Consider the following 13,464-nt stretch of genomic DNA (forward strand, 5'->3'; position numbering starts at 1 on the left):
GAGAGATTTTTATTGATGAGAACTTTTAAAATATTTTTTAATACGATCCGAAGCATGAGCTTTAAAAAGATTTGTCGTCTTTTAGGGCTTGTTCTCCCCCATCCTATTTTCGCCGTATTAAGTTTTCATGCTACCGTGCAGGCTTTTACCATTGCTCAGAAAAAGTTCCCGAAAACCGCTTCTAATAACGGAATAGGTAATGCTTTCAGACACGCACTCTGGTGCTGTTTTATTACGATGTACTGCTCAAAAGTTTCTTCTCCTGAGAAAGCTCTTGATTTCTGCAAAAAAATCACCGATATGCATGAAGAATTATTCCCCAACAAACCATTAGAAACCAAAATGGATCTTCATAACAATACATTCGGAATGAATTTTTACAGAGAATTACTACCCGGAATTCACCGTCAGTTTTTTGAAAAAAGTTTTTTCATTGATGGATTGGAAAAGAAAATGAAAGAAGCCAAAGTTTTGAAAAACCTGGATGATAATTTTGAAGGATTTTTGGTTTATCTTGATGAAAAATAATCGTTTTATTTACAAATTTCAATTTCTTTCTACATTTTCATTTTCACTCTAAACGAAGCGAAAGCGAAGTGAAGAATCTATTATTTTAAATTCATCTTCTTGAAGTTTGTCATCCTGAAAGGATCTAAACATCGTTAAAATAACCGCTGAGATGCTTCCAGCATGACAAAAATTCCGTTCAATTTAATTTTATATTGAAATTGCTTCGTCACCTCATTCCTCACAATGACTTAAAAATTCATCGTCTCTTTGTAATCTGAAGTTTTTTTGATAAGTTTAAACAATCTTAATTCAAACAAATGGTTCTCAGCAGAATTTGGTCGGCATTCATTATTATTGCCATTGCCATTGCCAGTATAAAATACGTCTCATCAAGTAACTACAAAACTATTTTCAATGATATGGTGGTAGGAAAAGGCGGCGATACAGTAAAAATTGCAACACAAAAAATGAATGTTGTTGCACCGATTGTGCGAGACAGTTTGATGAAAAAAAACAGTTTTGAGGACAACCGAATTCATTATAAAACCGATTCTTTAAAACAGGAAGTAAATGTGTACCGCGTTCAGGAAACCGACGGCGTGATCGGAACTTCCGAAACTGCAGTAAAAATCTGTCTGGGATTGATAGGAATTATGGCTTTGTTCATGGGTTTCATGAGCATTGCAGAAAAAGCAGGCGGAATCAATCTTTTAAGCCGATTAATTCAACCATTTTTTTCAAAATTATTCCCTGAAATTCCGAAAGATCATCCCGCTTTCGGGCATATGTTAATGAATTTCAGTGCTAATCTTTTGGGTTTGGATAATGCCGCAACTCCTTTTGGATTAAAAGCCATGGAAAGCCTTCAAAGTTTAAACCCGAATAAAGATACAGCGAGTAATTCGCAGATTATGTTTCTCTGTCTTCACGCCGGAGGAATGACGTTAATTCCGGTTTCGATTATCGCGTTGAGATCTTCTGCAGGTTCTAAAAACCCCACGGATATTTTCCTGTACTGCATGATCGCAACTTTTGCGGCAACTTTAGCTGCAATGATTATTGTTTCAATTTATCAAAAAATAAATCTTTTAAAACCTGTTCTTTTAGCCTATATCGGAGGAATTTCTGCATTGATTGGCCTTCTCGTTTGGTATTTAACCGGTTTGAGTAAGGAAGCGTTGGATATATTCAGTCAGGTTTTAAGTAACGGACTTATACTTTTTATTTTCGTAGCGATTGTATTGGGTGCAGTTTATAAAAAGATCAATGTTTTTGAGGCGTTTGCGGACGGTGCGAAAGAAGGTTTTACAACTAGCGTAAAGATTATTCCGTATTTAGTAGGAATGTTGATTGCGATTTCTCTTTTAAGAACTTCAGGCGTTTTTGAAGTCATTATTGACGGAATGAAATGGGTTGCCAATGCTTCCAATTTGGATGCAAGATTTGTGGATGGACTACCAACCGCTTTAATCAAACCATTATCCGGTTCTGGAGCACGTGGAATGATGATGGATACGATGGCGACTTTCGGTCCGGATAGTTTCCAAGGCAAGTTGGCAGCGGTTCTTCAGGGAAGCTCAGACACGACGTTTTACGTGATTGCCGTTTATTTTGGAGCCGTAGCCGTGAAGAATACGAGATATACGGTAATTGCTATGCTTTTGGCGGATTTAGTAGGTGTTATTACTGCTATTGTACTTGCACATCTTTTCTTTGCTTAAAAGTTGAGAATCAATTAATTTTAAACATACAACCTTAAACTTTAAACCAATATGATAACAGATAAAGAATTCACATTACGACTAATACGTCAGTTAACCCAAGCGTTAGAAAAACTGATTTTAGATAAACCTGAAGAAAGTTTAATGCAGAAAGAATTGGATTTCGAAACATTAATGAAAGATATCTTCAAATTTGATTTTACCACGCTTGCATCGAAATCAAAAAAAGAAATTATTGAAATAGTGAACGAAAGACAGGAAAGAGATCACAAAGATTATTATGAAATGTTGGGAAATCTTTTCTATTTTAATGGTAAAGCAAGCCAGAATAATGACTTTTTAGACAAAGCAAAAACGTTTTACGAACTATATCTTCAAACCAGCGGAATATTTGCACTTCCCGTTATCAACAGAATCAACGAAATAAAAAAAGCACTTGAATAAAGTGCTTTTGTATTTTTAGAAAGTAATTTTATAAGATCCGGTGGAAGAAACATTGGCTTTTTCAGCTTTTACATACTTCTTAACCCATGCCACCGCGTTTGATGAAATACAAGGGTCTGACGTTCCGCTTAACCTTCTTGCAGAAACTACATTTCCCGCTTTATCTACCGTGTAAGCAACGGTAATTGTTCCGCTTGCCGTACAGCTATTCGAAGGCTGTGCTCCACCTCTTCCCATTGTTCCGGGAATAAAACCGATCAATTTCCTGTCGATTCCCACTTTACTGTCTCCGTTTCCGTCGCCTCCTAAAGGATCTCCTGCATTTCCGACTCCCGTCCCGTCTCCTTGACTTCCCGCTTTTGTTCCTCTTCCTTTAATTAAATTTCCTATAGCCGCATTTCCTTTTCCGTCACCGCTTCCGGTTTTAGAATTGGCGGTTGTGGCGCCCGCTTTTTTAGTATTTTTAGATGCTGATGTGCTTGTTGATGCTTTATCAGCTTTTTTAGATTCCTCTTTTTTAGGTACGGAAACTTTAGAATTATTTCCTGTAAGGACTTTATCTTTCGGTTCAGATTTTTTGGCAACAGGTTCCGGTTTAGGTTCCGGCTTAATGACTGTTTTCGTTTCAGGAACAGGCGTTTCAATAGGTTCCGGAGTTACTTCTTCCGTTGCCGCGGCTAAACTTCCTTCCTGTTCGGCAGGCTCTTCAATTCCGTTACCATTTCTGTTGTCTCCGAAATTGACAAGCATCGTCGTTATAACCTCAGGATCTTTCTCGATTTCAGGCTTTAATTTATATAAAAAAACAAACAACAGGATGGCAGACCAAACCAGGATAGAAAGCAATGCACTTTTTATCCGATCTCTATTTTCCTCGTCTTTGTTTACAATATGGCTTCTCATCTTGAAATGATCCTTACCGGAAATTCCGGTTGTATTATTTATCTTTAACCGTTGCAATGGCGATATTAAATTTATTTTTTTCAGCAATTTCCATTACAAATACCACGTCTTTGTGCATCGTATTTTCATCAGCACGAATGGTAAAAGATTTGTTGGTCTGGTTGGCCAATTTACTTACCACCGTGGGTTCCAGCTGATCTCTTGACACCGGATTATCATCCACAAAATAAGATCCGTCTGGCTTCACGCTTACCACCAAAGGATTCGGAACATTATCTGCTGCCGTATCTGCTTTGGGTAATTTCACATCTATGGCACTCTGATTGGCCGCCGTAGAGGTAATCATAAAGAATATCAGCATCAGCAAGATAACGTCTGTCATCGCTGCTAAACTAAATTCGGGATTCGCTTTATTTCTTCTCTGAATCTTCATAAGAAAAATTATAAAGGTTTATTGATAAGATCTAAAAATTCGCCAGACATATTCTGTGCTTTCAGTACAAATTTATCAATTCTCGTTAATAAAATATTGTAGAAAAAGTTAGCCGGAATTGCTACTGCAAGACCTACCGCCGTTTGTCCTAACGCCGTATAAATACCCTCAGACAAAGTTTTTGGAGAGAAAGATCCCGTGGCATGAGATAAATTAAAGAACGCAATAATCATCCCGATTACCGTTCCCAATAGTCCCAACATTGGAGCGATACTCGGTACCACTGCCAAAAGATTCAGGTTTTTCTCCATATTGGCAACTTCCACCTGAGCTTGCGACTCCATTGCGCTTACAATATCTGAAACGGGGCGCCCTAGTCTTGAAATACCTTTCTCTAAAATCCTTCCTTCCGGAGAATTCTGTCTTTTGCAATAATCTGCTGCCGATTCTATTTTGCCTTCTTTAATGAAGTCTTCAATATTATCCATAAAATTGGAATCTGTTTTCGAAGTTAATCTTTTGATAAAGAAAAAACGTTCAAAAAACAGATATACGGAAAATATACCCAATGCGATCACGGTAACCATCACTATTTTAGCGAAAGCCCCACCGTGGAACATGATCTTCCAAAATGAAAATTCTAAATCTTCTGCAGCCACTGCAGGTGTCGCAACTTGTGCAAACAACATCGTAGTAAGTTCCGTTAACAGCATTAATGTGTATTTTTATAAAAGTTTTAACGACAAAAATAATGGAATATTATTAATTCATGTCTTAAAAATAGCTTAAAAACAACTTAAAAAATTGTTATTTCTCAAAAATAGCAAATTTCTCTCCAAAACAGGTTTGAAAAGAAATCTGATCTATAAAAAAATAGGGAGGATGAAAATTAGAATTAATCTTCGTCTACCTCAATATCATCTTGCTTAAATTCGCATTTTAATCTGAAAGGAATCGGCGTATCAGATCCCGTATAGAAATCGTCAATGGTTCCTTTCCAGATCACCTGCAGCTCTCCGTCTTCACTTTTTTCGAACAAAAGCTCATTATCATAGATAAAAGCCTCTTCGTCGTCAAAAAGATCTACTTCGGTGTAGGTATCTTCATCAGAATCGTTGATTGTGATTGTTTTTCCTTCTATTTCCGCGGAGTCGATAGGAAAATCGAAAACTTCCAGCGAAAGCTGAGGAAAATTGTACTGTAAAGAATCATCTTCTACGTGATCCAAACCGTCATCCGTAGTAATTTCAACCTCTAAAAAATGTTGCTGGTTGCTGTAAACTGCCTTACAATAAGTATTTCTAATATTGTACTTTAGCGTTTCGTCCGGATGGTAAATTTTTAAAATCCCTTTCATTATTTCTTAAAAAAGAACTGTAATAGTATGATTGTTAAACGTTAGCAACAAAGATAAAAAATAGATTGAACGTGAAAAATATTTTGAAAAGTATTTTTTAAAAATACGCTATAATTATTAATTCGGCATATTCCAATAATACTTAATTTTGTTTCACAAAGATTCTGAAAAATGAAAAACATTATATCGAAAAGTATTTTAGGTGTAGGACTTATTATTGGTCTTGCTTCCTGCAAAAAATCGGATTCACCTTTAACGAAAGTTACGCCCTCCAATCTAGATTCTATTGCTTCCAATTATTATGAGCAATATCTTAAATTATATCCCCTGGAAGCCACTTCTCAAGGTGATTTGAGGTATAATGACCAATTGCCCATCAATATCGATAAAGATTTTATTTCCGGAGAAGTAGCCTTTTACAATTCGGTTCAGAAACAGCTGGATAATGTGGATTACAAAAGTCTTTCGGATGAAGATAAAGTTGTCTATGATGTTCTGGATTTTACGTTGAAAGATAAAATTGAAGCTTACGCTTATCATCCTGAATATATTCCTTTCACGCAGTTTGGAGGTCTTCCTCTAAATTTTCCTTTGTACGGAAGCGGTGAAGGTAGTCAGCCTTTTAAAACAGAAAAAGATTACAGTGACTGGCTTCAGAGAATGGAAAAGTTTCCGGACTGGATGAATGCGGCTCAGGATAATTTTAAAGAAGGAATTACCAATAAAATGGTTTTACCTAAAAAATTGGTTATCAAAATGATTCCTCAGATGAGAGCGGAAGAAATTATTTCTACCGATCCTGATAAAAATATTTTCTACGGGCCAATTAAAAAGTTTCCGAAGAATTTTACTCAAGCTCAAAAAGATAAATTCTCAGCGCTTTACAAAGACGCCATCACTAAAAAAATCATTCCCGCTTACACTAAAATGGGTGATTTCTTAGAAAAAGAATACTTACCAAAAGGTCGTGATACCGATGGATACAACAGCCTTCCCAACGGAAAGGAAATCTATCAGTTTTATGCAAAAAGCTGGACGACCACTAATATTTCCACGGATGAGATCAATAAAATCGGACTTCAACAAGTGGCAATGCTACGTGCTGAAATGGAAAAAGTAAAACAACAGGTTGGCTTTACAGGAACGTTGGAAGAATTCATCAACTTCGTAAAAACGGATGAAAAAGCAATGCCTTATAAGACTTCAAAAGAAGTTTTAGCCGCATTTAATGGCGTTTTAACGAAGATTACTCCAAAACTGAAAACCATGTTTAGTGTAACTCCGAAAACAAAATTTGAGATCAGACAAACGGAAAAATTCAGAGAAGCAAGCGCGAGTGCCGAATATATTCAGGGAACTCCGGATGGCAAAAGACCCGGGATTTTCTATGTTCCGCTTCCTGATCCTTCGAAATTTAATGTCACTTCAGGAATGGAGTCTCTTTTCCTTCACGAGGCAATTCCGGGGCATCATTATCAGGTTTCTTTGCAGCAGGAAAATACAAAACTTCCTAAGTTTATGAGATTCGGTTGGTTTGGAGCGTATGGCGAAGGTTGGGCGCATTATTGTGAAACTTTAGGTCCGGAATTTGGCTTATACACAGACCCTTATCAGAAAATGGGGTATTTGAGCGATCAGATGTTGAGAGCCGTAAGATTGGTTGTAGACACCGGAATTCATTCAGGAAAAATGTCTAGAGAAGAGGCCATTAAATATTTTTTAAGCAATATTTCTTACGATGAAGCGGGCGCAACTGCCGAAGTGGAAAGGTATATGGCGATGCCGGGACAGGCTTTAGGCTACAAAATCGGTTCGTTGAGAATTCGTGAGCTGAGAGAGAAATACCAAAAACAGTTGGGTACAAAATTCAATTTGGCGAGTTTTCATGATGAAGTGTTGAGCCAGGGATGTCTTCCTTTGGATGTTTTGAACAGAAAAATGGAACTTTGGGCGAAAAAGCAGAAGTAATTTTAAATAAAATGAAGGTCACAAATTAATTTTTGTAACTTTTTACTTTAGATTTATAATTAAATTTTAATTAAACAAGAAAAATGATCACAGAAAGCCTACAATCTCTTTTCACGAGAGATTTAAATAAATTAAAAGAAGAAATTCAAGCCTATACAAACGAAGACGCTATCTGGAAAATAGATAAAAATATCTTGAATTCCGGAGGAAATTTATGTCTTCATCTGGTAGGAAATATTAATCATTTTATTGGTGCATATCTTGGTGATACGGGCTATATCCGAAACCGTGAACTTGAATTCTCATTAAAAGACGTTCCGCGTGAAGAATTGATCTCGCAAGTAGAAAAAACAATTGAAGCCGTAAATTCTTCCTTGGAAAAATTATCTTCTGAAGATCTTGAAAAAGAATATCCGCTGGAAGCTTTAGGTTACAAAATGACAACGGGATACTTTTTGATCCACCTTTTTGGGCATTTGGGCTATCATTTAGGGCAAATCAATTATCATAGAAGACTGTTGGATTTGGGATAATCTTTAAATTGTGATAACTAACCACCCCGTCAAAAATTCTGTCGAATTTTCGCCACCCCTCCATTGGAGGGGAATTTTATGCGTGCACATTTTTATTTCTCAAACAGCATTTTTGTAATAAAATCTTTCTCACCGTTCCCTCTTGCCGGAGAATATTCTCTTCCGTAAAAGATAATCTGAAGATGAAGTTTATTCCAAACCTCTTCTTTCCATATTTTTTTGGCATCTTTTTCTGTTTCTACCACGTTTTTTCCGGAGGTAAGCTTCCATTGTGTCATCAATCTATGAATATGTGTATCAACAGGAAAAGCAGGAAATCCGAAGCCCTGGCTCATCACCACAGAGGCCGTTTTGTGCCCCACTCCTGCCAATTCCTCAAGCTCTTCATAGGTTTGAGGTACAATTCCGTTATGTTTTTCCAAAAGTTGCTCTGCCATTTTTTTCAGATTCTTCGCTTTTGTATTTGAAAGCCCGATTTCTTTGATCAGTTCTTTGATCTGAAATTCTTCCAGTTTTGCCATTCTTTGAGGTGTTCCGGCAACGGCAAAAAGATCGGGCGTCACCTGATTTACCTTTTTATCCGTTGTTTGAGCAGACAACGCAACGGCTACCATCAGCGTATAAGCATCGGTATGATCTAACGGAATAGGAACTTCCGGATATAGTTTTTCTAATTCAAGCTGAACCAATTCTGCTCTTTGCTTTTTTGTCATGTAACCACTAAATTTGAACAAAATTAAATTATTATGTTGAAAGTTGGAGATAAATTACCTGAATTTGAAGGAATCAATCAGGATGGAAACACCATAGAATCATCAAAATTATTAGGTAAGAAACTGGTTGTTTTCTTTTATCCTCAGGCAAGTACACCGACTTGTACGGTGGAAGCCTGTAATTTAAGTGATAATTATTCAAAATTAGAAAAAGAAGGTTTTCAGTTGTTGGGAATAAGCGGTGATTCTGTAAAAAAGCAGAAAAATTTCCACAGTAAGCATGCTTTTCCTTATGACTTAATTGCGGATGAAAATCGTGATATTATTGAGAAATTCGGAGTATGGCAAGAGAAAAAAACGTTCGGAAAAACGTATATGGGTATCGTAAGAACCACTTTTATTTTTGATGAAAAAGGAGTTTGTACAAGAGTTATTGAGAAAGTGACCTCGAAAACTGCCGCCGAACAAATTTTGGAAGGATAGTTTTTCTTACACACTAGTTTCACAAATATTTTCACGAAAAACACGAATCATTATTGTGGTATTTGTGAAAATATTCGTGTGATTTGTGGTTTATTTTAGTCTAATGTTTCGTAATACATTAATTCTTCAGAATCTTCCGGAATCATAACCATTTTTTGAAACTTCAATCCTAATTTTTCGATTAATTTTTGAGAAGAATAGTTATTTTTTGAAGTAATCGCGGAAATTTTCTTTAATCCAAAATCATCCATTCCGATAGATTTAACCTTTAAAGCAGCTTCATAGGCATAACCTTTTCCTTCAAACTCATCCAATAAAGAAAACCCTATATCTACAATCTCCAAGCCTTCTCTTTCGAAGATGCCTACTCCACCAATTTTGTGATTTCCTTCTTTCGTTAAGATCAAATAATTTCCAAATCCCAGCTTTTCAAACTGAGGCATAAACCTATTTTTAATGTAATTTTCTGCATCAGCAACCGTTTTTATATTTCGATCACCAATATGCTGGATGAATTTCGGTCTGTTATACAAATCGAAAATAAACTCTCCATCTTCCAAAGACATCGGACGAAGGATTAATCGTTCGGTTTCGTAGAAATTACCGGCGGGTAGATCGGGTTGATTTTTTAGGCTCATTTTTTGGTTCTTCCTTTTTTTCGATTTTTAAAAGTCTAGGGTTATTCGGGCATTTTTTATTGTAAAGCTCAATATAAGTACCATTATCTTTTATATCTTTTATGGTTCCAGAGGCTTTATTAACGGTTAAAGTAAAATGTTTTTTCTGGTAAGGACATTCTTTGGAAGTCAATTTGCCGATTTCCAGATAATAATTCATTTTATCTTCCGAATAGCTGGCAGCGATATCTTTAAACTCATCATCGATAAGATAGCCGTCGATTGTTGCGATAATAGCTGCTTCTTCGGCATTATCTGTTTTCCCGACGAACTTTCTTAACCCATCAAAATCAGTCACATAATTGATATTCCCACCCGAAGAATATACGATGTAATAAAAGCTGTCTTCACTAGGAAATAAGTTAAATCCCGAAGATTGCGGAGTATAATCTTTCTTTTTTCCGGAAATTTTCACTTCATTATTTTTCCCGTATTCATTATGAACCAATACCCAAAAATCTATGCGCTCGTTGGGAATAATTCCGTTAAGAACGCTTGAAATATTAGCAAACTTTTTCTTTTCTTGAGCAAAAGATAAAACACTTACGATCAAGAATATAAACAGTGTAAATTTGGATATTATTTTTCTCATAGTGAAAAGACTTGGCAGAAATTATGCCAATTATTTTACATGAATTTATCTCCTTTTTTAAAGTTTTTCAGATCAAGAACATAATCTTTAATTATTTGATCGTGATCTCTTGGGCAAATCAAAAGTGCTTTATCCGTATCGACAATGATATAATCATTTAACCCATCGATGATTACCGCTTTATTATTGTTTTTTAAACGGATAATATTTCCTTTTGAATTATAGGTTAAAAGATGCTTTAAATTGGCTGCGTTTTCATTCTCATCTTTTTCACCATTTTCATACACCGAGGTCCATGTTCCCAAATCGCTCCAGCCCAAATCAGCAGGAATTACGTATACATTTTTAGCCTTTTCTAAAATTCCGTTATCGATAGAAATTTTCTGAACTTTAGGATAAATAAGTTCGATGCAGCTTTGCTCATTTCCCGCATTGTATTCACAAGCCGTAAAATGCTGTGTCATTTCAGGAAGATACGTTTCAAAAGCGTGATGAATACTTTTAACATTCCAGATAAAAATCCCTGCATTCCACAGAAAATCACCACTTTCTAGAAAGCTTTTGGCAATTTCAAGAATTGGTTTTTCGGTAAAAGTTTTTACTTTATAATAATCAGAATCGTGTTTATCAACAAACTGAATATATCCGTATCCTGTATCAGGACGCGTAGGAGTAATGCCCAACGTCACCAGATATTCATGTTCTGACGCTATTTTAAAGGCAATCTCAATTTTTTCTAAAAAAGTTTCCTCTTTTAAAATCAAGTGATCTGCAGGCAATACAACCATTGTTGCATTAGGATCAATTTCGGCAATTTTATTTGCCATATACAAATTGCAGGCAGCCGTATTTTTCATCAAAGGCTCTCCTACGATATTTTCCTGCGGAATTTCCGGTAACTGCTGATGAGAAAGCTCTACGTATTCCTTATTCGTAATCACGAATATATTTTCTTTAGGAATTAGCTTGCTGATTCTGTCATAAGTCTGCTGAATCATCGTACGCCCAACGCCTAAAATATCCTGAAATTGTTTTGGAAATTTCTGAGTACTCATTGGCCAGAATCTACTCCCGATTCCTCCCGCCATTATCACACAGTATTTATCTGATTTTGACATTCTTAAGTGCATTTTTCTACCCTAGCCAAAGGCTTGAAAGAATACTTCCTTCCGGTAGCCAGGTTCTGACAAAGATAGTTTTTTTTAATCAGACCTTCTAATAAATACTTTTCGTTGTGATAGATAAAATAATCTCCTTTCTTTAATGTCTCAATAAAAACTAAGTTATCGTCCTGTTTTTCAATATGAAAATACTTAACCAAGTCTGGGCTCGACATAAAGTTGGCTTTTGGAGATTTAGAAAACTTTATGATGATTGGTCTTAATTTTTCCTCATAAACATCAATACTTTGCAGTAACATTTGCCTGAAAGTATCTTTCCATTCATTACCGTGAGGAGAAATTCTTCTTCCATAATTTTCGAATGCGATAAGATGAGCCAATTCGTGGGTTAAAACAAAGAAAAAAAGCTGAGGCGCTAAGGTAGAATTTACAGTAATTTCATGGGAATTATCTGGGAGCTTTCGGTAATCTCCCAGTTTTGAATTCCTATTTCGTGTAACTTTTATATGAATATAATAGTCTGCAAACCAGATTTTTAAATATTGCAGTGTATTTTGTGGTAAATATTTTTCTAAAGACTGAATAGACATTTTACAAACTTAATGGAATTCCAGCATAGAAATTCAACAATTTAAGACTGAAAAGATAATTAAATTTAGCCTGAGCCACAGAACCTTGAGCATTCGCGTAGTTATTTCTCGCAACATTTACATCATAAATTGTAGAACGACCCGCGGCATAGCTTTTATCCGCAAATTCTAATGCCAGTTTTGTACTTTTTTCCGCTTCTACCGATGAAACATAAATTTCATAATTTGCATCAACATCAAATTGTGCCTTCTGAACATTCTGTCTCACCGTTTGTTTTTGTTGCTCTAAAGTAATTTTCGCAGCACTTTCATTAATTCTCGATTGCTCCACCTGAAGTTTTGTAATTCCTTTATTAAAAATCGGAATACTTAACGAAACAGCAGCCTGCTGACCAAAGTTATCTTTATACTGCGAGAAAAATCCTTTTTCAGGAATATACAATAATGCCGAACCTATATTATTCGTATTCAAAAGGTTATTATAAAAACTTCCGACCCCCGCACTTGCTGTAAGTGATGGATAAAAAGCGGTTTTATCAACTTCAATTTGAGCTTCTGCAGATCTGATTCTACTTTCTGCTGCTTTTATCTGTGGCTGTGTTTCATAAGCCGTGGTCAGAACCTCATCAACAGATTTCAATTCAGGAGTTAATTGATCCGGAACACTAACATCTTCCACATCAAACTCTTTATATTCTTTTAATTGTAACAACTGAGCCAATTCGAATAAGCTTCTTCCCACATTGATCTCTGCAGATTTTAAATTTTGCTTTTCTCTTGCCAAAGCCGCCTCTGCTTCCGCCAAAACCGTTTGAGCAGTTGTACCTACCTGAGTCGTAATTTTTGCTCTGTCGTATTGTTTTTTGGCATTTTCTACCGCCGCTTCAGAGATTTTTACAATTTCTTTATTCAATAATGTTGTTAAATACTGCTGAGCAATCTGAAGAGAGATATCATTTTTTATGGTCTGAATATCCCACTGGCTTGCCTCAACATCAAATTCAACTTTTCTGATGTTTTTTTCAAGCCTTCTGTTATTATAAATCAGGATATCGGCTCCGATATTGGAACTGTTGCTGAATCTGTCGTTTCTCAAACTTCCTGTTCCGAATGAGGTCTGCCCGAAACTCACGGTATTTCCTACACTTGCAGAAACAGAGGGAAGATAGTTTTTCTTTGCGATTTTTAGGTTATTATCCTGGATTTGTTTTGAATATTCATTCTGAATGACCTGTAGATTATGCTCTGCCGCATAGTCTACGCATTCTCTTAGAGACCACTTTTTCTGAGCACTTAGCCCCAGACAAGTTAATCCAAAAACAATAATCCAAACTTTTTTCATATTAAGCTTTTTCCGAATTAGACGAACCAAATATAAAAAAGTTACAGTTTCAAAAAATTAATATTTTATTTTCAAAA

16 protein-coding genes are annotated in these 13,464 nt (G+C 35.8%); 6 read left to right on the plus strand and 10 right to left on the minus strand.

What is annotated here, in order from left to right:
* The first annotated feature begins 15 nt into the window (after window positions 1-15).
* The 3 genes from ABEG63_RS04945 (at window position 16) to ABEG63_RS04955 (ending at window position 2,675) form a co-directional block, all read left to right on the plus strand.
* On the plus strand, window positions 16-528 hold the full coding sequence (locus ABEG63_RS04945; protein WP_346583415.1) for a hypothetical protein: 513 nt from the start codon (window positions 16-18) through the stop codon (window positions 526-528).
* A 299-nt stretch (window positions 529-827) separates the two neighbouring features.
* Complete coding sequence (locus ABEG63_RS04950) at window positions 828-2,231, plus strand: nucleoside recognition domain-containing protein (protein WP_346583417.1); 1,404 nt, start codon at window positions 828-830, stop codon at window positions 2,229-2,231.
* A gap of 51 nt (window positions 2,232-2,282) precedes the next feature.
* The gene (locus tag ABEG63_RS04955; RefSeq protein ID WP_346583419.1) at window positions 2,283-2,675 is read left to right on the plus strand and encodes a hypothetical protein; all 393 of its coding nucleotides are present in this window, start codon (window positions 2,283-2,285) and stop codon (window positions 2,673-2,675) included.
* Between the two features lie 15 nt (window positions 2,676-2,690).
* On the opposite strand, the gene ABEG63_RS04960 is transcribed toward ABEG63_RS04955, so the two are convergent.
* The 4 genes from ABEG63_RS04960 to ABEG63_RS04975 form a co-directional block, all read right to left on the minus strand.
* On the minus strand, window positions 2,691-3,578 hold the full coding sequence (locus ABEG63_RS04960; RefSeq protein ID WP_267403870.1) for a ferric siderophore ABC transporter substrate-binding protein: 888 nt from the start codon (window positions 3,576-3,578) through the stop codon (window positions 2,691-2,693).
* 34 nt (window positions 3,579-3,612) lie between these two features.
* On the minus strand, window positions 3,613-4,011 hold the full coding sequence (locus tag ABEG63_RS04965; RefSeq protein WP_267403500.1) for a biopolymer transporter ExbD: 399 nt from the start codon (window positions 4,009-4,011) through the stop codon (window positions 3,613-3,615).
* A gap of 8 nt (window positions 4,012-4,019) precedes the next feature.
* A complete protein-coding gene (locus ABEG63_RS04970; RefSeq protein ID WP_267403502.1) occupies window positions 4,020-4,724 on the minus strand; it encodes a MotA/TolQ/ExbB proton channel family protein in 705 nt (234 codons plus the stop codon).
* Window positions 4,725-4,906: 182 nt separating this feature from the next.
* Window positions 4,907-5,368 carry a hypothetical protein gene (locus ABEG63_RS04975; RefSeq protein ID WP_267403504.1) on the minus strand — a complete coding sequence of 154 codons (462 nt, stop codon included), beginning with the start codon at window positions 5,366-5,368 and terminating at the stop codon, window positions 4,907-4,909.
* A 171-nt stretch (window positions 5,369-5,539) separates the two neighbouring features.
* Here ABEG63_RS04975 and ABEG63_RS04980 point away from each other — a divergent pair, with 171 nt between their 5' ends.
* Together ABEG63_RS04980 and ABEG63_RS04985 are read left to right on the plus strand one after the other, a co-directional pair.
* Window positions 5,540-7,336 (plus strand): DUF885 domain-containing protein, encoded by a 1,797-nt coding sequence (locus tag ABEG63_RS04980; protein WP_346583422.1) that lies wholly within the window; start codon window positions 5,540-5,542, stop codon window positions 7,334-7,336.
* An 83-nt stretch (window positions 7,337-7,419) separates the two neighbouring features.
* Window positions 7,420-7,869, plus strand: coding sequence for a DinB family protein (locus tag ABEG63_RS04985; protein ID WP_346583424.1), 450 nt, complete (start codon window positions 7,420-7,422; stop codon window positions 7,867-7,869).
* Between the two features lie 92 nt (window positions 7,870-7,961).
* On the opposite strand, the gene nth is transcribed toward ABEG63_RS04985, so the two are convergent.
* Window positions 7,962-8,582: an endonuclease III gene (gene nth, locus ABEG63_RS04990; RefSeq protein WP_346583425.1), complete on the minus strand. Its 621-nt coding sequence runs from the start codon at window positions 8,580-8,582 to the stop codon at window positions 7,962-7,964.
* Between the two features lie 33 nt (window positions 8,583-8,615).
* Here nth and bcp point away from each other — a divergent pair, with 33 nt between their 5' ends.
* Window positions 8,616-9,065, plus strand: coding sequence for a thioredoxin-dependent thiol peroxidase (bcp, locus tag ABEG63_RS04995; protein ID WP_267403513.1), 450 nt, complete (start codon window positions 8,616-8,618; stop codon window positions 9,063-9,065).
* Window positions 9,066-9,160: 95 nt separating this feature from the next.
* On the opposite strand, the gene ABEG63_RS05000 is transcribed toward bcp, so the two are convergent.
* From ABEG63_RS05000 to ABEG63_RS05020, 5 genes are read right to left on the minus strand one after another with little or no spacing between them, the layout of a single operon-like run.
* Window positions 9,161-9,703, minus strand: coding sequence for a GNAT family N-acetyltransferase (locus ABEG63_RS05000; RefSeq protein ID WP_346583428.1), 543 nt, complete (start codon window positions 9,701-9,703; stop codon window positions 9,161-9,163).
* On the minus strand, window positions 9,666-10,334 hold the full coding sequence (locus ABEG63_RS05005; RefSeq protein ID WP_346583430.1) for a hypothetical protein: 669 nt from the start codon (window positions 10,332-10,334) through the stop codon (window positions 9,666-9,668). Before ABEG63_RS05005 ends, ABEG63_RS05000 begins: the two co-directional genes overlap by 38 nt.
* A 35-nt stretch (window positions 10,335-10,369) precedes the next feature.
* Complete coding sequence (locus ABEG63_RS05010; protein WP_267403519.1) at window positions 10,370-11,452, minus strand: mannose-1-phosphate guanylyltransferase; 1,083 nt, start codon at window positions 11,450-11,452, stop codon at window positions 10,370-10,372.
* Between the two features lie 2 nt (window positions 11,453-11,454).
* Window positions 11,455-12,045, minus strand: a complete 591-nt coding sequence (locus tag ABEG63_RS05015; protein ID WP_346583431.1) for a SprT-like domain-containing protein — start codon at window positions 12,043-12,045, stop codon at window positions 11,455-11,457.
* Window position 12,046: 1 nt separating this feature from the next.
* Window positions 12,047-13,387 carry a TolC family protein gene (locus ABEG63_RS05020; RefSeq protein ID WP_312392920.1) on the minus strand — a complete coding sequence of 447 codons (1,341 nt, stop codon included), beginning with the start codon at window positions 13,385-13,387 and terminating at the stop codon, window positions 12,047-12,049.
* Window positions 13,388-13,464: the final 77 nt, after the last annotated feature.

The organism is Chryseobacterium sp. C39-AII1 (genome assembly GCF_039672645.1).
Lineage (GTDB): Bacteria > Bacteroidota > Bacteroidia > Flavobacteriales > Weeksellaceae > Chryseobacterium.